The 17,092-nt window shown below is 66.1% G+C and carries 17 protein-coding genes; 9 read left to right on the forward strand and 8 right to left on the reverse strand.

Annotation, left to right across the window (positions count from 1 at the left end):
- Positions 1 to 41 precede the first annotated feature (41 nt).
- From NX782_RS12430 to rpoD, 3 genes are all read right to left on the reverse strand, one after another.
- A complete protein-coding gene (locus NX782_RS12430; RefSeq protein WP_258845785.1) occupies positions 42 to 779 on the reverse strand; it encodes a hypothetical protein in 738 nt (245 codons plus the stop codon).
- A gap of 63 nt (positions 780 to 842) precedes the next feature.
- Positions 843 to 1,682: a transporter gene (locus NX782_RS12435; protein ID WP_258845786.1), complete on the reverse strand. Its 840-nt coding sequence runs from the start codon at positions 1,680 to 1,682 to the stop codon at positions 843 to 845.
- 95 nt (positions 1,683 to 1,777) lie between these two features.
- Positions 1,778 to 4,555, reverse strand: coding sequence for an RNA polymerase sigma factor RpoD (rpoD, locus tag NX782_RS12440; RefSeq protein WP_258845787.1), 2,778 nt, complete (start codon positions 4,553 to 4,555; stop codon positions 1,778 to 1,780).
- 602 nt (positions 4,556 to 5,157) lie between these two features.
- Between rpoD and NX782_RS12445 the strand changes: the two genes are divergently transcribed.
- From NX782_RS12445 to NX782_RS12470, 6 genes are all read left to right on the forward strand, one after another.
- The gene (locus NX782_RS12445; RefSeq protein WP_308632937.1) at positions 5,158 to 5,709 is read left to right on the forward strand and encodes a ProQ/FINO family protein; all 552 of its coding nucleotides are present in this window, start codon (positions 5,158 to 5,160) and stop codon (positions 5,707 to 5,709) included.
- Between the two features lie 26 nt (positions 5,710 to 5,735).
- Positions 5,736 to 6,443, forward strand: a complete 708-nt coding sequence (locus NX782_RS12450) for a 3'-5' exonuclease (protein WP_258845788.1) — start codon at positions 5,736 to 5,738, stop codon at positions 6,441 to 6,443.
- 43 nt (positions 6,444 to 6,486) lie between these two features.
- Positions 6,487 to 6,867 carry a c-type cytochrome gene (locus NX782_RS12455; protein ID WP_308632938.1) on the forward strand — a complete coding sequence of 127 codons (381 nt, stop codon included), beginning with the start codon at positions 6,487 to 6,489 and terminating at the stop codon, positions 6,865 to 6,867.
- Between the two features lie 114 nt (positions 6,868 to 6,981).
- Positions 6,982 to 7,764 carry a c-type cytochrome gene (locus NX782_RS12460; protein ID WP_258845790.1) on the forward strand — a complete coding sequence of 261 codons (783 nt, stop codon included), beginning with the start codon at positions 6,982 to 6,984 and terminating at the stop codon, positions 7,762 to 7,764.
- On the forward strand, positions 7,761 to 9,017 hold the full coding sequence (locus NX782_RS12465) for a c-type cytochrome (RefSeq protein WP_258845791.1): 1,257 nt from the start codon (positions 7,761 to 7,763) through the stop codon (positions 9,015 to 9,017). Before NX782_RS12460 ends, NX782_RS12465 begins: the two co-directional genes overlap by 4 nt.
- Positions 9,018 to 9,203: 186 nt before the next feature.
- Complete coding sequence (locus NX782_RS12470; protein ID WP_258845792.1) at positions 9,204 to 10,043, forward strand: PEP-CTERM sorting domain-containing protein; 840 nt, start codon at positions 9,204 to 9,206, stop codon at positions 10,041 to 10,043.
- Between the two features lie 116 nt (positions 10,044 to 10,159).
- On the opposite strand, the gene NX782_RS12475 is transcribed toward NX782_RS12470, so the two are convergent.
- On the reverse strand, positions 10,160 to 11,281 hold the full coding sequence (locus NX782_RS12475) for a type IV pilus twitching motility protein PilT (RefSeq protein WP_258845793.1): 1,122 nt from the start codon (positions 11,279 to 11,281) through the stop codon (positions 10,160 to 10,162).
- A gap of 117 nt (positions 11,282 to 11,398) precedes the next feature.
- Positions 11,399 to 11,872, reverse strand: a complete 474-nt coding sequence (locus NX782_RS12480) for a DMT family transporter (RefSeq protein ID WP_258845794.1) — start codon at positions 11,870 to 11,872, stop codon at positions 11,399 to 11,401.
- 150 nt (positions 11,873 to 12,022) lie between these two features.
- On the opposite strand from NX782_RS12480, the gene NX782_RS12485 reads away from it, so the two are divergent.
- Together NX782_RS12485 and NX782_RS12490 are read left to right on the forward strand one after the other, a co-directional pair.
- Positions 12,023 to 12,949 carry a hypothetical protein gene (locus tag NX782_RS12485; RefSeq protein WP_258845795.1) on the forward strand — a complete coding sequence of 309 codons (927 nt, stop codon included), beginning with the start codon at positions 12,023 to 12,025 and terminating at the stop codon, positions 12,947 to 12,949.
- Positions 12,950 to 12,994: 45 nt separating this feature from the next.
- Entirely contained in the window at positions 12,995 to 13,789 is a 795-nt protein-coding gene (locus NX782_RS12490) for a head GIN domain-containing protein (protein WP_258845796.1), read from the forward strand.
- Between the two features lie 98 nt (positions 13,790 to 13,887).
- On the opposite strand, the gene NX782_RS12495 is transcribed toward NX782_RS12490, so the two are convergent.
- From NX782_RS12495 to purU, 3 genes are read right to left on the reverse strand one after another with little or no spacing between them, the layout of a single operon-like run.
- Positions 13,888 to 14,346 carry a copper chaperone PCu(A)C gene (locus NX782_RS12495; protein ID WP_258845797.1) on the reverse strand — a complete coding sequence of 153 codons (459 nt, stop codon included), beginning with the start codon at positions 14,344 to 14,346 and terminating at the stop codon, positions 13,888 to 13,890.
- A gap of 23 nt (positions 14,347 to 14,369) precedes the next feature.
- Positions 14,370 to 14,918 carry a YaeQ family protein gene (locus tag NX782_RS12500; protein WP_258845798.1) on the reverse strand — a complete coding sequence of 183 codons (549 nt, stop codon included), beginning with the start codon at positions 14,916 to 14,918 and terminating at the stop codon, positions 14,370 to 14,372.
- Between the two features lie 16 nt (positions 14,919 to 14,934).
- Positions 14,935 to 15,804, reverse strand: a complete 870-nt coding sequence (gene purU, locus NX782_RS12505) for a formyltetrahydrofolate deformylase (protein WP_258845799.1) — start codon at positions 15,802 to 15,804, stop codon at positions 14,935 to 14,937.
- 95 nt (positions 15,805 to 15,899) lie between these two features.
- On the opposite strand from purU, the gene NX782_RS12510 reads away from it, so the two are divergent.
- The gene (locus tag NX782_RS12510; protein WP_258845800.1) at positions 15,900 to 16,925 is read left to right on the forward strand and encodes an NADP-dependent oxidoreductase; all 1,026 of its coding nucleotides are present in this window, start codon (positions 15,900 to 15,902) and stop codon (positions 16,923 to 16,925) included.
- Positions 16,926 to 17,092 lie beyond the last annotated feature (167 nt).

Raw genomic sequence — 17,092 nt, forward strand, 5'->3', positions numbered from 1 at the left:
ACTGCCCGTAATGACTTCCCGCGCTTGCGGGAATGGCGTTTTCAATGCGGCCTGGGCGCAACCTGTTCCGGATACGCCGCGTCGATCATCCTGATGATGTCGCGGCTGAGCTCGATATAACTCTGGTAGCGCTGGTACAGCTGCCGCGTGGTCGCCATCTGGCGCAGCAGGCGCTTGCCCTTCGGCGTGGTCGTCACGCGAAACAGCGAGCGCTCGTCGTCGCCTTCGAGCTGTTCCTCGCGGTACTCGCGCAGCTTGCGCTGGCGGGTCGTCCAGCCGCCTTCCGAGGTCTGGATTTCAAGCAGCCGAGTCTGGTACAGCGCCAGGATCGCGGTCAGCAGTTGTTCGTTTTCGATATTGGTCAGCTTGCCGCTCATCACGAAACCGTCGAAGCGGCTCTTGGCCGGCATGAAGTACCAGTTCGCATCGCTGGCGGCATAGGCTTGCTTGAACTTTGCCCAGTCCGGCTGCGTATCGGGATCGAGGCTGGCGAGGTAGGCATAATTGGCGTCGAAGCCCTTGTAGCCTTCGCTGATGTTGGTGAGCGCCTTGACGTCGCCCTCCAGGTCTCCCTTGAGGCCCACCAGGAAGCTGCGCACTTCCTGCTGCTGGTGATGGTGCTCGCTCAGGCCGTGCAGCCAGATGCTCATGCTGACGGCGAACACGATGATCGCGATCTCGACGGCGATCTCGCGGAGGCGGTGCGACAGCGCATGCTCCTTCTTCGCCATCAGGTGCACGACGTTCTTGCCGTGTTTTGCCACTTCCAGCTCTGCCATATCGTGTCCGCCAGGATGTTAGGTTAAAAATATCCTAACATGTTGGGTTGCAAAATTGCAACTTTAGCGGCGTACCGACAGGCCGAACCCCAGACTCAAATCCGGCGTCCGGCGGTTCAGGCCATGCATCAGCTGGACGTCGAGCTGGCTGTCCTTGTTCAGCAGCCAGGTCAGGCCGGCATCGAAGCTGGACTGGGTGCCGCCGTGGGTGGCGCGCGCGATCTGCGGCGCGGCCAGTTCCACGAAGCCGTGCAGGCGCTCGTCGAACGCCTTGGTGAGCGCGGCGGCGACAATGCCGTAGCCATAGCGCGCGCCGCCATCGTCGCTGTCGATGCCCAGTCCCGGCATCAGGCCGAGCGACAGGTCGTGCGGCAGATCCCATTCGGCCACCAGGCGCAGCGAAGGACGCAGGCCATGGCCGCGCAGTTCGCGGCTGCCGCTCGGCAGCGCGGCGTGCAGCAGCACGCCCAACGAGGGGGCGCCGGCCTGGCCGTCCGGCGCATCTCGCAGGTGCCACTTGAGACCGACTTCGGTGTCCGCCCAGCCGGCCGTGACCGTATGCTGGCCGGTGCCGGAATCGCTGGCGTGGATGACGTTGCGGCCGTCGGTCTCGAAGCGCAGCTCGGTGCTTTCGCCGAGGCCGATGCGCAGCAGGGTCGGCGAAGTCAGCGTGCGCTGGTGGCTGTCGTCGTCGCGCTGGCGCTCCCACTGGACGCTGGTCTCGAGCTGCACGCGGCCCTTGCCGACGACCTTGCTGGTCTCGGTGACGCCGGGCCGGTCGGGATTGATGGCATCGTCGTCGGCGGCATGGGCGTTCGTGGCGAATGGCAGGCACAGGGCGGCCAGAAGAAGGGAAGCGGAGACGGCGTGGGTCATCGGTGCGAAGCGTGGTGAACGGAACACTGCAGTATCCCCGAGCCGGCATCGACGGTCCAGCCGCGCACGAAAAAAACCCCGGCAAGCCGGGGTTTCGCAGACGCTACACGCAGCAGCGCGGCTTACTGGTTCTGCAGGAAGGTCTTGAGCTTGTCCGAACGCGAAGGCTGGCGCAGCTTGCTCATCGCCTTGGCTTCGATCTGGCGGATACGCTCGCGGGTCACGTCGAACTGCTTGCCCACTTCTTCCAGCGTGTGGTCGTTCGACATCTCGACGCCGTAGCGCATGCGCAGCACCTTGGCTTCGCGCGGGGTCAGCGAGTCCAGCACTTCCTTGATCACGCCGCGCATCGAGGCGTGCATTGCGGCTTCCAGCGGCGCCAGGGTCGCGTTGTCCTCGATGAAGTCGCCCAGCTGCGAATCGCCGTCCTCGCCCATCGGGGTCTCCATGGAGATCGGCTCCTTGGCGATCTTCATGATCTCGCGGACCTTCGATTCCGGCATCTCCATCTTGGCCGCCAGCGTCGCCATGTCCGGCTCGCTGCCGGTTTCCTGCATGATCTGGCGCGAGATGCGGTTCATCTTGTTGATGGTCTCGATCATGTGCACCGGCACGCGGATGGTACGGGCCATGTCGGCGATCGAACGCGTGATCGCCTGACGGATCCACCAGGTCGCATAGGTCGAGAATTTATAACCGCGACGGTATTCGAACTTGTCGACCGCCTTCAGCAGACCGATATTGCCTTCCTGGATCAGGTCCAGGAATTGCAGGCCGCGGTTGATGTACTTCTTGGCGATCGAGATCACCAGACGCAGGTTGGCGACGGTCATTTCGCGCTTCGCGGTGCGGGCGCGCTTTTCGCCGGCTGCCATCTGCTTGTTGATCTTGCGCAGGTCGGCCAGCGGCAGCGCCACGCGCGCCTGCAGGTCGATCATGCGGCGCTGCAGTTCCATGATGGCCGGCGCGTTACGCGACAGCACCGCGCTGTACGGATAGGCGCAATCGACTTCGCGCTGCACCCATTCGAGGTCCGTCTCGTTGCCCGGGAAGACCTTGATGAAGTGGGCGCGCGGCATGCCGCAGCGGTTCACGCAGATGTCCAGCACGGCGCGTTCGATGGCGCGCACTTCGTCCATCTGGCCGCGCAGGGTGTCGCACAGCTTTTCGACGATCTTGGCGGTGAAGCGGATGCCCAGCAGCTCGGTCGAGATCACGTCCTGGGCCGCGATGTACTGCAGCGAGCCGTAACCGTGCGTCTTGAAGGCGTGGCCCATCTTGTCGAACTGCTTCTCGATGATGCCGAACTTCTCCAGCGCGGTCTTCTTCAGCGCGGCCAGCTGCTCGGCCGAGTAGCCGGCAGCGGCGCTGCCGCCCGTGCTGCCCTCTTCCTCTTCCTCGTCTTCCAGCTCTTCCTCTTCCTCGTCGTCCGAGGCGGCGGTGGACGCGGCCGCCACCGGTGCCGGGCTGCCTTCGTCCGGCGCCATCAGGCCGTCGACGACGTCATCGATCTTCAGTTCGTCGCTGGCGATCTTGTGCGACAGCGCGATGATTTCGGAAATCGTCACCGGGCAGGCCGAGATCGCCTGCACCATGTCCTTCAGGCCTTCTTCGATACGCTTGGCGATGGCGATCTCGCCTTCGCGCGTCAGCAGCGAGACCGCGCCCATTTCGCGCATGTACATGCGGACCGGGTCGGTGGTGCGGCCGAAGTCGGAGTCGACGGTCGACAGCGCGGTCGCGGCCGCGGCCTCGACTTCGTCTTCGCTGGTCGGGGTCACGACGGCGTCCGACAGCAGCATCATTTCCGCTTCCGGGGCGCGCTCGTAGACGGCGATACCCATGTCGTTGAAGGTCGCGATGATGCCTTCGATCGCTTCCGGATCGATGATGTTTTCCGGCAGGTGGTCGTTGATCTCGGCATGGGTCAGATAGCCGCGCTCCTTGCCCATGTTGATCAGGTTCTTCAGCTGGGTACGGCGCTTTTCCAGTTCCTCGCCCGAGAAGCCCTGCTCGGCGCCCAGCATACCGGGGATACCCTTGGCCTTGCGCTCGCGCAGCTTGGAGGCGGCCTTCAGCTCGGCGCGCTCGACCGCGTTCAGCGCGGCGATCTCGTCGTTCTCCGGCACGAACTCGCTCGGCTTGCGGCCGCGGCGGCCCGGCACTTTCACCTGCGGCAGCAGGTAGCCGGAGGTATCGATCTTCGCCAGCGCGGCGGCGTCGGTGGTGGTGCTGACGGTGCCGGTCGGCGTGGCCGCAGCGGCTGGCGATGCCGACGGCTCGATGCGGCGGGTGCGGGTGCGCACCACGCGCGGCGCCGGCGCTGCTTCAGCGGCGACAGGGGCCGGTGCCGCGGCCGGCTCGGCGGCGACTGGCGCAGCTTCGCCGGCGGCTTCGGCAGCGGCGGCTTTCAGCGCGGCCAGCTTCGAGGTGCGCTTGCGCACGATCACCGGCGGCGCTGCGGGCGCAGTCGGGGTCGGGATGAAGTCGGCGTCGTCGGCGTCGGCGGCAACCGCGGCGACCGCGGCAACCGGGGCGACCGGTGCAGCCGGGGTGGCCGGTGCAGCCGCCGGGGCGGCATCATGCACGGTCTCGGCGACGACTTCGGCGGCTTCGACACCGGCTTCCACGGCCTGGTCGAATTGCTCCGGCTGGAGTTGCGCTGCTTGTGCGGCGGCGGTTTGCGACGCTGCGGCCGCATCCTGCTCGGCCTGGGCCGCTTTCAGCGAGGCCAGACGCGAACGCGTTTTCACCACCGTCACCTTGGCCGCCGGTCCGCCGGCCGCCGCTTCCGTTTCGAGGAAGTAGGAGGTCGCGGTTTTCGGCACTGCCAGCTGCGCCGTGCTCTTCGCCGGCGCTTTCTTCGCTGTCAGTGTCAATGTCTTGGCGGTGTTTTTCATGATGAACATTCTCCAGTCGAGGCGGGGTGCGCGCCTGCGAAGTCAATAAGCCACCTGGTCCGCTTGCGGACCCTCGGGCAAGGAATAACGGGATGGCCCTAACTAAGGGCAGAGGGGCCGGAAATCAAGCACGAAAGACAGTACTTGCCGGCAGGCGTTTGACGCGGCCGGCAGCGGCGGCGTCGGATCGCGTGGACGGGTAGCAAGAACAAGTCGGGTTGTGGTTGAAATCGCGGTTTAGCATGTCGGAACGAAAAAAAGCCCGTCAAGGAACGGGCTTGAGCTATTTTCCCAAGAGAGAAATAGAGGAGACAGGCATATTATGCACCAAGGAAATATTTAGTGATAATTGAAATATCCGATAATGGATATAAGCAATTCACATAGTCCCTGGCCGATTATCCGGCTCCCGACCGTCTGCGGCGGCGCAAGCCGGCCGCAGGGAAAGGGGCGGATCATACACGATTTCTCGCTGCCGCGCCCGTCGTACGCGAAGGAAATCACGGTTGGCAGGCAGCGACGACGAACCCTTACACGGCTCAGCGGTACATCCGCCGCCTTGCCATGCTATCCTTCCGCTTCCCGTTCTTACCATGAAGTCAATGAATACGATTAGTAACGTCGCCGAAACCCCCGAGGCCAACGAAAACAACGCCGCCGACACCACGCCGGAGACCGGGGCCGCTTCGGCATCCGCCCCTGCGCCCGCATCTGCGCCCGCATCTGCGCCCGCATCTACGCCTGATGCTGCGCCTGCCGCGGATTCCCCGCGCGCCCTGCTCAAGCAGCTGCAGCAGCAGTTCGAGGCTTTCCGCAACTGCCTGCCGCTCGAGATCGGCATCGACAAGCAGCTGCTGGCCCGCATGCCGAGCCTGAACCGCAAGCTGATGCGCGCCGCACTCGGCATCCACACCGGCTCGATGCGCTACCTGCGCGCGATGGAAAAGGCCACCGTGCGCTACGACCTGGACGGCAAGCCGGGCGCCGAGGTGACGGATACCCACCGCCTGCACGCCAAGGAACTGCTGCAGCAGCGCTTCAAGAAGGAAGCCGAGCGCAAGAAGGCCGAGCGCGAAGCTGCTGCCCAGCAGGAAGCGGAACGCAAGCGCCAGGAAAAGCTGCAGCAGCTGGCGTCCAAGTTCTCGAAAAAATAATCATTCGAGCGACTGGAACTGATCAAGTGAGCGAAAACGCAGCGGACACCGAAGAGTCATTGCCGCCTTACGAGGGCATCGCGCTGTCCAGCGTGCGTCTGGTGCGGACCAGGGAGGATGCGCAAGCCGCCCTGGCCGCCCTGCTCGCCTGCGAGGCCATCGGCTTCGATACCGAATCGAAGCCGACCTTCCAGAAAGGCGAGGTATCGACCGGCCCGCACCTGGTGCAGCTGGCCGACGACACCCATGCCTGGCTGTTCCAGATCGGCTCGCCGACCTCGCCCGCGGTGGCGCTGTGCACCGAGGTTCTGCGCCCGGTGCTGGAGTCCCCGACGATCCTGAAGGTCGGCTTCGGCCTCGGCGACGACCTGCGCCGCCTGCGCGCCAAGCTCGGCATCGACACCCGCAACGTGATCGACCTCGCCACCGCCCTGCGCCGTGGGGAGAAGAACGCCTGGGGCGCGAAGACGGCGGTGGCCCGCTTCTTCGGCAAGCGCCTGCAGAAATCGCGCCGCATCACCACCACCAACTGGGCCATGCCGCGCCTGTCCGAACAGCAGATCCAGTACGCGGCCGACGACGCCCACGTCGCGCTGCGCATCTACCGTCATTGGTGCCAGCATTTCCCGGCTGCCGCCGACAGCGCCGCCGCGAATGCCGCCCGCCTGGCCGCGCGCGCCGCCAGCCAGGCGCGGCTCGAGGCCGACGCCCGGCAAGAGCAGCCTCAGGCCTGAAGCCACGGCAGGCCGCGCCGCCGCCTATAATCGCGGCATGAAAATGTCTGTTTTATCCGCGCTGGCGCTGGCCGCGTCGGCCACGCTGGCAGGCTGCGCCCCGTCCGGCACCGACGCCGCGACCGGCGAGCGCGTCTTCAAGCAGTGCGCCTCCTGCCACCAGGTCGGCCTCAATGCCCGCGGCGGCTTCGGTCCGCAACTGAACGGCCTGTTCGGCCGCCGCGCCGGCGCCACGCCCGACTTCGCCTATTCCGATGCAATGCAGGCCTCCGGCATCGTGTGGGACGAACGCAGCTTGAGCGCCTTCCTGCACGACCCCGACAAACTGGTGCCGGGCACCAAAATGCGTTTCTGGGGCATCCGCGACGAGAACGAGATCAAGGCGCTGCAGGCTTACCTGCGCACCTTCCAGGACCTGCGCTAAGCCCACGCGAACCAAGCGCCTTGTGTATCTCAGGCAAAATTGTCGCGAGAGCAAACCTCTTTTGAATGCACTACAATATTGCAGGAGATACAAAAGGAGGCTCTGGAACCGACCATGCAAGGCATTATCCGACCACCCGCCCTTCTGGCGGTCGCCATGTTCGCGTGGACGAGCGTGCTGCCGGCCTCGGCCCAAGCAGCCCAGCCGGCTCAGCCGGGCCGGCAGATGGCCGTCCCCGATACCTTCCCGCAGCGCCTGGCCGCCTGCATCGCCTGCCACGGCAGCGCCAACACGCCGCCGGCGGCCGCAGGCACCCAGAGCGGCAGCGGCGGCGCGCGCCAGTATTTCCCGCGCATCGCCGGCAAGCCGGCCGGCTATCTCTACAACCAGCTGACGAATTTCCGCGATGGCCGCCGCCAGTATCCGCTGATGACCTGGATGGTCCAGCACCTGTCCGACGACTACCTGCACGAGATCGCGGATTACTTCTCGCGTCAACACGTGCCGGTGCCGGTGCTGCCGCGCGCCGGCCTGCCGGCCGCCGAACTGGCGCGCGGCCGCCAACTGGTCATGCGCGGCGATACCGCCCTGAAGGTGCCCGCCTGCATCGCCTGTCACGGCGAGCGCCTGACCGGCGCGCTGCCCGCCATTCCCGGCCTGCTCGGCCTGCCGCGCGACTACATCAACGCCCAGTTCGGCGCCTGGCGCAACGGCAGCCGCCACGCGCTGGCGCCGGACTGCATGGGCACCATCGCCGCGCGCCTGAGTCTGGCCGACGTGTCGGCGATCTCGGCCTGGCTGGCCAGCGAACCGCTGCCGCCTGACGCCAGCCCGGCGCCGGCCCTGCCGCGCCCCTTGCCGCTGGCCTGCGGCAGCGCACCGGAGCAGCAGCCATGAAGCGCCGCCTCCTTCCGCTGCTGGCGCTGGTGCTGGTACTCGCCGCCGGCGCGGCGCTGCTGGCCTGGCCGCGCGCCGAATTCATCGCCGCCAAGTCGCCGCAAAGCTGGGCTTCGAGCCCGGCCAATATCGCGCGCGGCGCCTACCTGGCGCGTGCCGGCGATTGCGCCGCCTGCCACACCAGCCGCGGCGGCCAGCCCTACGCCGGCGGCCGCGCGATCGAGACGCCGTTCGGCCGTGTGATGGCGCCGAACATCACGCCCGACCTTGCAACCGGCATCGGCGCCTGGACCGCGGACGACTTCTGGAACGCCCTGCACAACGGCATCGGGCGCGACGGCCGCCTGCTCTACCCGGCCTTCCCCTATCCCAACTACACGAAGGTGACGCGCGAGGATGCCGACGCCCTGTTCGCCTGGCTGCGCAGCCTGCCCGCCGTGCGCCAACAGAACCAGGCCCACGCCCTGCGCTTCCCCTACGACAGCCAGGCCGCGCTGGCAGGCTGGCGCCTGCTCTACTTCAGGCCCGGCGTCCAGCAGGCCCAGCCTGCGCGCGGGCTGGAATGGAACCGCGGCGCCTACCTGGTCGAAGGACTGGGCCATTGCAGCGCCTGCCACAGCCCGCGCAACGGCCTCGGCGCCAGCGGACAGGGACTGCAGGGCGGCCTGATCCCGGTGCTGGGCTGGTATGCGCCGGCGCTGGCATCGACCGACCCGCACCTGGCGCAACTGCTGCAGACCGGCGTCTCGCCGAACGGCGCGGTGGTCGGCCCGATGGCGGAGGTGGTGCGCCAGAGCCTGCAGCACTTGTCGAAACAGGACCTGGACGCGATGGCCGCCTACCTGCACTCGCTGCCGGCGGAGCCGGAAGCGCCGCGGCCGGCGCCGCTGCCGTCGGAAGCGCTGATGAAGCTGGGCGCCCGGATCTACGACCGGCATTGCGTCGACTGCCATGGCAAGGATGGCCGCGGCGCCATGGCCGCGAATGGCGCCCCCGCCTATCCGCCGCTGGCCGGCAACCGCACGCTGGCGATGCGGGACCCGGTCAACGCCATCCGCATCGTGCTCAACGGCGGCTTCCCGCCCGCGACCGGCGGCAATCCGCGCCCCTACGGCATGCCGCCCTACAGCCATGTGCTGGACGACGCCGAGGTGGCGGCGGTGGTCAGCTATGTGCGCGCCAGCTGGGGCAATGCCGCGCGCATGGTGACGGCGCCGGAGGTCAACCGCTACCGCGCCGTGCCCCTGGACTGAACAATAAAATACTGTCGGGAATTTTTACACCGATGCAAGCTTATTGCTGAGAGTGCAAGTAAAATTTACTACTGGAATAAAATAAAAGTCAGTAAATACAACTACTTACGATTATTCAACTAAAGCCTGGCATCGAACTTGCTTATATGTAGGTCGGGGTTCCTGACAACAACTAACAGCGACATCATGAAAAAACTTCTTCTGAGCTTAGCAGCTGCAACCGCCAGCGCTGGCGCCATCGCCAGCCCGGCAATCACTTTGCCGACCGGCGGTCTTTACCTGAAATACACCGGCCAGGAACAGATTGCGATCAACGGCGCCACGACCTTCGCCGGCACCAAGGAAATCAACTGGGGCGTGTTCGTCGTCTCGACCCTGGAAACCGGCGACGTCAACACCCCGGGCGACTCGATCGACCCGAGCGGCGATGGTCCGTTCTTCGTGAACAAGCAGGCTGGCGGCCAGATCACCGGCATGTTCTACGGCATCGAGAAAGGCGGCGACTCGGTTGCCAACGCCTTCCCGGCCACCAAGGGCTATATGGACCTGTACTGGCGCGACCTGGACAAGTACAGCGCCACCTCGCTGAGCTCGACCGCCGCCGGCATCCGCTGCGGCTACGACTGCGCAGTCGGCTACACCGAAGGCACCTTCCTGGCCCGCCTTTACTTCGATACCGGCATGGACGTCGGCAACTCGCTGAACACCATCGTGGGTAGCCAGGTTCCGAGCAGCAAAGGCTTCTCGGGCCAGGCCGACTCCTACGCCTCGGTCGACATGACGAAACAAGGGCTGTGGAGCTTCCACTTGAACTCGAACTGGTTCAACACCGCCGAAGGCCAGCGCGACCTGCGCTTCAAGAACAGCTACAACTACAATTCGAAGTGGAGCGCCGGCCCGAACATCCTGGGCGCGCGTGTGGACGATCCGGGCCAGGCATTCGCCGTGCCGGAACCGGGCGCACTGTCGCTGATGGGCCTGGCCCTGGTGGGCATGGGCGCCGTCCTGCGCCGCCGCCGCGGCTGATCGTTTGCCGGCAGGCTGGCCTGGCCAGTCTGCCGGCATTAGTTCGGGAACGCCAAAAGAAATCGGGCACTTGTTTTCAAGTGCCCGATTTCTTTTTATCTGCCGTTTTACAAACCCTAGACCATTTCCGCGAAGCCGATGCGGTCGGTGGTGGCGGCGCGCGCATCGTCGACCCCGACCTTGTGCGAGGCCAGCAGCCCTTCCAGCACGCTGTTCATCGTGTGGCAGCCGGGCTCGCGGCCGGCATTCATATGGGCGCGGATGGCGCCCAGGTCGCCCTGCTCGATCATGCCCGCCACTTGCGGGCTGATGCTCAGGCATTCGGTGGCCAGGTGGTAGCGGTTGCCCTGCCGGGACGGCAGCAGCGCCTGGCACAGCACGCCGCGCAGCGCGTGCGCCAGCGCCTGGCCCTGGGCTTCGGAATTGCCCAGCAGGCGCAGCATCTTCTGCAGGCCCAGCTCGGTCGAGCGCGCATGCAGCGTCGCCAGCACCAGCGGACCGGATTCCGCCAGCGCCAGCGCCTCCTGGGCGGTCTGGGCGTCGCGGATCTCGCCGATCACGATCACGTCCGGGCGCTCGCGCAGCGCATCCAGCGCGCCGAGGTAGTAGCTGTCGACGTCGCCGTCCACGCCCACTTCGCGCTGGGTGATGATGCACTTGCGCTGCGGGATCAGGGTCTCGACCGGGTCTTCGATGGTGATGATGTGGCCCGAGCGCTGGCGGTTAATCTCGTCGAGGATGGAAGCGATGGTGGTCGACTTGCCCTGGCAGGTGTCGCCGATGATCAGCACCAGCCCACTGGTCAGGCGCGCGAATTCCTGCTCGTCCGGATGCAGGCCCAGCTCGGCCAGCAGCAGCGGCTCCTTCGGGAAGCGGCGGATCACGCAGCCCAAGCGCTTCTTGCCCTGGAAGCTGAAGCAGTTGGCGCGGATGCGCGCCGTGTGCAGGTCGATCGACCTGTCGAAGGCGCGCTCCTGGATGCGTTCGGCCCAGTTCGGCTCGATGACGTCGAAGAACTCTTCCAGCTCCTCCTTGGTGATCGGCGAATCCGTGACCGCCACCAGGCCCTTCGGCTGGCGCAGCATCAGCGGGCTGTTCTGGTGAATGATGATGTCCGAGAACACCAGCTTCGAGTTCAGCAGGTGCAGGATCTGCTCGACCAGGGTGCCGAACACGGGATGGTCTTCGTTTTCGATATACGAAAGCGTGGGGATCTGCGAGGACTGGTGGTATTCCATCGGACGATGTAAAAGTGGAACTGACGATGCATTAATTATAAAACCAGCAGCGCGCCAAAGTTCCACTTGGAAAGATAATTTTTCTTGTGAAAAACTTACAACATTCGCCCCCGGGGCTCAACGGTCCAGCATGGCGGCAATGCGGTCGCCGAACAGGGCCAGCGCGACACCGACGATCATCACTACGGCGCCCAGCAGCCGCACCGCCGACACCTTGCGCATGGCGACATTGACGAGGCCGAAATGGTCGATCGCCATCGAGGTCAGCAACTGGCCGGCGATCACCAGCACCACCAGGTTCAGCAGGCCGATGCGCGGCACCAGCATCACGGTGCAGAAGATGAAGGCGGCGCCGAGGAAGCCGCCCGAGAATTTCCACAGCGGCTGCTGCGGCAGCACCGCCAGCGCATCGGGCAGGCCGCCGCGGGCCAGGGCGACCACCGCCAGCGCCACGGTGCCGCACAGGAAGGACACCAGCGCGGCCACGACCGAGTTGGCGCCGACGGCTGCCGCCATCTGGCTGTTGATGGCGGCCTGGAAGGACACGGCGATGCCGGCGCCGAAGGCGACGAGGAACAGCAGGAGATTCATGAACGAAAAAAGTGCGGAAAAAAGCCGGCGATTGTAGCGAAAACGGCTGCGCTTGCGAAGTGAGCGCGTGCTGAATGTATACTGCGCAATGTTTCCATTAATACCATCCCGATGACGACGCTCTCCAATGCCCCAGCTCCCGAGCAGCCCATGCGCTGGCCGGTCCTGTTCTTCATGTTCGCGCTGCTGGCCTTCAGCCTGATGATGTGGCGCTGGGGCGGCACCATCGAGGATTCGCAGGCCTACTTCGACACCGCCCGTTATTTCCGCGGCGAGCTCACGCTCGCGGACCTGCGCGCGCCCTTCCCTTACCGCACCCTGGTGCCGGCCATCGCCGCCGCCCTGCCCGGCGACCTGCGCCAGGCCTTCGCAGTACTGAACTGGCTGTGCATGAGCGCGAGCGCCTGCCTGATGACCGCCGTCGCCCTGCGCGCCGGCATGGATTCGAAGCGCGCCACCGGCGCCGGGGTGCTGATGCTGGTGGCGCTGCCGACCTTCTGGTACGCGCCCTACCTGGTGGTCGACCCGGGCTCGATCCTGGCCCGCAGCGCGTTCGTGCTGGCGGTGCTGGCGGGCCAACCCTGGCTGGCGGCGCTGGCCGGCCTGCTGGGCACTGCAGTACGCGAAGAAAACATCCTGCTGCTGGCCTGGCTGCTGGCCACCCGCCGCATCGCCGTCGGCGGCGGCCTGGCGGTGCTGCTGGGCGCCGGCGCCTGGCTGCTGGCGGTGCGCTTCTGGCTGATCCCGGGCCTGCCTTCCTACACCTGGGAACCCAGCTGGTGGACCGTCAACCATGCGCTGCACGACGTCCGTTCGCTGCTGTCGATCGCCGGCACCTGCATCCCGGTCGTCCCGGCCGCCATCATGGGCTGGCGCCAGGTGCCGGCAGCCATCAAGCCCCTGCGCAGCCTGTTGCTGCTGATGGCCCTGCCGCCGCTCTACGCCGCCCTGTGCGTGCGCGTCGAGGGCCGGATTATCTGGGGCCTGTATCCCTTCCTGATCCCGTTTGCCGCAGCCTACGGCGCCGATCGTGCAATCCGTCGCAAAACGCCGCCGGCGCCGGACGGGGCCGACTAAGATGCCTCATCGATCACCGCCCACCACCCATAAGGAGACCATGCCATGAGCACGACCCCGACCACCCTGCGCCGCCGCCTGCTGGCCGCATGCGCCCTTGCCGCTGCCGCGACCGTGACCACTGCGGCGCTGAGCCCGGCGCCGGCGCTGGCCGTGGACTGGAACTTCGGCAAGAGCGAGCAGGTCAAGGGCAGCGGCAATATCAAGCGCGAGACGCGCCAGGTGGCCGGCTTCAAGGGCCTGGCGCTGGCCCTGCCCGGCCAGGTTGAAGTGCGCACCGGCAGCAGCGAAGGCCTCAGCATCGAGACCGACGACAACCTGCTGCCCCTGATCGAGACCGTGGTCGAAGACGGTACGCTGAAGATCCGCGCCAGGAACAAGGTCAACCTCCGCACCCGCAACCTGAAGGTCGTGGTGCAGACGCGCGGTGTGGAGCGCCTGGCGCTGGCCGGTTCCGGCAGCATCGACGCCGACCGCATGGCGGGTGCGCGCCTGCAATTCGACCTCGGCGGCTCGGGCAACATCCGGGTCGGCAAGGCGGAGGGCGATGCGCTCAGCGTCAACCTGGGCGGCAGCGGCGACCTGAAGGTGAACGAGGGCAGCGCGCGCAAACTGTCGGCCTCGCTGGGCGGCTCCGGCACCGTCGACATGGCGCGCGTGCGCCTCGACACCGCCGACGTGACTCTGGCCGGCTCCGGGAATGCGACCTTATGGGTGCAGAAGGCGCTGGAGATGTCGGTCGCCGGTTCGGGCGACGTCAATTACTATGGCGATCCGCAGGTCAGCAAGAGCGTGGTCGGCTCCGGCTCGGCGCGCCGCCTGGGTCCGGCGCCGCGCTGAGAGGCATATCGTGGGCACGGGGTGCCCACCCTACGGGGTCGATGCAGCAGGTAGGGTGGGCACCCCGTGCCCACGTTGAATCAGTCAAATCGGTTGAATCAGTGGGCGGCCGGCGCGGTATAGGTCAGCGCCTTGACCGGCACCGACAGCGCGATGTTCTCGCGCTTGCCGGCCGCATCCTGCACGACCAGCGTCAGCGGCACCTGCTCGCCTTCCTTCAGCTGCTGCTTCAGGTCGAACAGCATCACGTGGTAGCCGCCCGAGGCCAGGTTCACGGTCTGGCCGGCCGGCAGATCGATGGCCTCGACCGCGCGCATGCGCATGGTCTGGCCTTCCATCGCCATCTGGTGCAGTTCCACGCGGCCCGCGACCGGGCTCTTCACTTCCACCAGCCTGGCCGGCCTGGCCGACTTCAGCTGCATGAAGGCGCCGGCCACCTTGGCCTGGGGCACGGTGGCGCGGATCCACGGCGCGCTGACAGTGACATTGCTCCCGACCTGGGCCAGGGCCGGGACGGAAAGGATGCCGGCCAGCGCCAGCGCGAGAAGTCGTTTCATGGGCTTACCTGTCGAATCGAAAATCAGTAGTTGCGTTCCGCGAGCAGCGTTTCGCGCTCGACCTGCACGGTGTCCGTGCCGTCGGTCAGCCATACCTGGCCGTCCTGGATCGTGCACTGCAGCTGCATATTGCGCTTGGCCATGCGCTCCAGCGCGGCGCTGCTCTCGGCGGCGATGTTCACGATCGTGATGTTGCGCGCGCGGTCGATCTGTTTGGCGATCTGCTTGAACCAGATGTGGCTGACGGCGCTGTAGCTGTAGACCACCACGTGCTCGGAGCGCCCGCTGGCCTTCATGAGGCGGCGTTCGTCCGGCTGGCCGACCTCGATCCAGGTGTCGATGGCCCCGGTGAGGTCCTTCAGCCACAGGGCCGGCTCCTCGACGTCGAACAAGTCCTTGCCGTAAGCGAGCGCTTCGTCGGCGTGCAGGGCAAACGCGAGCAGGCGGATCATCACCCGCTCGTCGGTTTCCGAAGGATGGCGCGCGATGGTGAGCGCGTGCTCCTGGTAGTAATTGCGGTCCATGTCCGCGATGCTGAGTTCTGCCTTGTAGATCGTTGCTTTCAGGGCCATTCAATATGCTTTCTATTTAGCTGAACACGACCGTCTTGTCGCCGTTCAGCAGGATGCGGTGTTCCACGAACCACTTGACCGCCCGCGCCAGCACCACGCTTTCGACGTCGCGCCCGATCGCCGTCAGCGCCTCGACGCTCATCGCGTGGTCGACCCGCTCGACGTCCTGCTCGATGATCGGCCCTTCGTCCAGGTCGCCCGTGACGAAGTGGGCGGTGGCGCCGATCAGCTTGACGCCGCGCCGGTGCGCCTGGGCATACGGGCGCGCGCCCTTGAAGCTGGGCAGGAAGGAATGGTGGATGTTGATCGCCCTTCCCTTCAATGCCTCGCACAATCCCGGCGACAGGATCTGCATGTAGCGCGCCAGCACGACCAGGTCGACCTGGTGCCGGTCCAGCAGCTCGATGATGCGGCTTTCCTGCGCCAGCTTGTCCGACTCGCTGGCACCGGCCTCGAGCGGCAAGTGATGAAAGGGGATATTGTAACTGGCCGCGAGCTGGTAGAACTCCATGTGGTTCGAAACGATGGCCGGAATCTCCACCGGCAGCAGCCCGCTGCGGTAGCGGAACAGCAGGTCGTTCAGGCAGTGGCCGATCTTCGACACCATGATCATCACGCGCGGCTTGCGCGCGGCGTCGTGCAGCTGGCCGGACGCGTTCAGGTGCGCGCAGAGGGCGTCGAAGCCGGCGCGCAGGGTGGCGTCGGACACGTTCGGCTCTTCCAGCGCGAAGTGGATGCGCATGAAGAACAGCTTCGATTCGGCGTCGCCGAACTGGTCGGAGTCGATGATGTTGCAGCCGTGTTCGGCCAGGAAGCCGGACACGCGCAGGACGATGCCGCGCTGGTCCAGGCAGGACAGGGTCAGGATGTATTCGGGATGCGTCATGAGGCGCTCTGGCTGTGTGTGGATGGAAGGGCTTGCTCCGGCATTGTCGCACGAGTTGTAAAATCGGCATGTACACAACATTCGAAAGGAATTCCATGTCCGCCACCGAGATGAACCAGCAGTTCCGCCTCGCCGCCCGCCCGGTCGGGCTGCCCGTCGCCGCCAACTGGCAGCTCCTTGAGGAGGCGCTCGCGCCGCTCGAGGAAGGCCAGGTCCGGGTGAAAGTCCTCTACCTGTCGCTGGACCCGGCCATGCGCGGCTGGATGAACGAAGGGAAGTCGTATATCCGCCCGGTGGCGATCGGCGAGGTGATGCGCGCCGGCGCGGTCGGCGTGGTCGTCGAATCGCGCTCGCCGCGCTTCGCGGCCGGCGACCACGTCAGCGGCGCCTTCGGCGTGCAGCGCTACTGGACCGGCGCCGCCGACGAGAAGAGCGGCGTGGTGAAGATCGACCCGGCGCTGGCACCCCTGCCCGCCTGGCTGAACGTGCTGGGCATGCCGGGCATGACGGCGTATTTCGGCCTGCTGGAAGTCGGCCAGCCGAAGGCCGGCGAGACGGTGGTGGTGTCGGCCGCCGCCGGCGCGGTCGGGATGACGGTCGGCCAGGTCGCCAGACAGCTGGGCTGCCGCGTGGTCGGCATCGCCGGCGGTGCCGACAAATGCCGCTTCGTGGTCGAGGAACTCGGCTTCGACGCCTGCATCGACTACAAGGAAGGCCCGCTCGGCCCGGGCCTGAAGCAGCACTGCCCGAACGGCGTCGACGTCTACTTCGACAATGTCGGCGGCGAGATCCTGGACGCGGTCCTCACCCGCATCAACATGAAGGCACGCATCGTGATCTGCGGCGCGATCTCGCAGTACAACAACACCACGCCGGTGAAGGGGCCGGCCAACTACCTGTCGCTGCTGGTGAACCGCGCGCGCATGGAGGGCATCGTGGTGTTCGATTATGCGCCGCGCTATCCGGAAGGCGTGGCCAGGCTGGCGCAGTGGCTGCGCGAAGGCAGCTTCCGCCACCGCGAGCACGTGGTCGAAGGTTTCGAAAAGTTCCCTGAAGCCCTGTTGATGCTGTTCGAAGGGAAGAACTTCGGCAAGCTGGTACTCAAGATCGCCGAGGCCTGATCGCCCATCTGAATCGAGCGCCTAAGAAAATCTCCAGGGCAAGGCGCACCGCCGAAGACAGTACGTTAGTACGGCGAGGCGGTGCAACGCCGCCATGGAGGTTTTATTAGGTGCTCGCGCCGGAACTATTGCATCGCCCGCCTCTCTAATCGGCACGAGCGCATCCA

The organism is Massilia norwichensis, from assembly GCF_024753245.1.
GTDB lineage: Bacteria > Pseudomonadota > Gammaproteobacteria > Burkholderiales > Burkholderiaceae_D > Telluria > Telluria norwichensis.

What these genes read in the sequence shown, in the direction of transcription:
- NX782_RS12430 (WP_258845785.1), bottom strand. Translation starts at nt 779, where the DNA reads ATGGCAGAGCTGGAAGTGGCAAAACACGGCAAGAACGTCGTGCACCTG.
- NX782_RS12455 (WP_308632938.1), top strand. Translation starts at nt 6,487, where the DNA reads ATGTCTGTTTTATCCGCGCTGGCGCTGGCCGCGTCGGCCACGCTGGCA.
- NX782_RS12445 (WP_308632937.1), top strand. Translation starts at nt 5,158, where the DNA reads ATGAATACGATTAGTAACGTCGCCGAAACCCCCGAGGCCAACGAAAAC.
- NX782_RS12495 (WP_258845797.1), bottom strand. Translation starts at nt 14,346, where the DNA reads ATGAAACGACTTCTCGCGCTGGCGCTGGCCGGCATCCTTTCCGTCCCG.
- NX782_RS12480 (WP_258845794.1), bottom strand. Translation starts at nt 11,872, where the DNA reads ATGAATCTCCTGCTGTTCCTCGTCGCCTTCGGCGCCGGCATCGCCGTG.
- rpoD (WP_258845787.1), bottom strand. Translation starts at nt 4,555, where the DNA reads ATGAAAAACACCGCCAAGACATTGACACTGACAGCGAAGAAAGCGCCG.
- NX782_RS12460 (WP_258845790.1), top strand. Translation starts at nt 6,982, where the DNA reads ATGCAAGGCATTATCCGACCACCCGCCCTTCTGGCGGTCGCCATGTTC.
- NX782_RS12465 (WP_258845791.1), top strand. Translation starts at nt 7,761, where the DNA reads ATGAAGCGCCGCCTCCTTCCGCTGCTGGCGCTGGTGCTGGTACTCGCC.
- NX782_RS12470 (WP_258845792.1), top strand. Translation starts at nt 9,204, where the DNA reads ATGAAAAAACTTCTTCTGAGCTTAGCAGCTGCAACCGCCAGCGCTGGC.
- NX782_RS12490 (WP_258845796.1), top strand. Translation starts at nt 12,995, where the DNA reads ATGAGCACGACCCCGACCACCCTGCGCCGCCGCCTGCTGGCCGCATGC.
- NX782_RS12510 (WP_258845800.1), top strand. Translation starts at nt 15,900, where the DNA reads ATGTCCGCCACCGAGATGAACCAGCAGTTCCGCCTCGCCGCCCGCCCG.
- NX782_RS12485 (WP_258845795.1), top strand. Translation starts at nt 12,023, where the DNA reads ATGCGCTGGCCGGTCCTGTTCTTCATGTTCGCGCTGCTGGCCTTCAGC.
- purU (WP_258845799.1), bottom strand. Translation starts at nt 15,804, where the DNA reads ATGACGCATCCCGAATACATCCTGACCCTGTCCTGCCTGGACCAGCGC.
- NX782_RS12500 (WP_258845798.1), bottom strand. Translation starts at nt 14,918, where the DNA reads ATGGCCCTGAAAGCAACGATCTACAAGGCAGAACTCAGCATCGCGGAC.
- NX782_RS12475 (WP_258845793.1), bottom strand. Translation starts at nt 11,281, where the DNA reads ATGGAATACCACCAGTCCTCGCAGATCCCCACGCTTTCGTATATCGAA.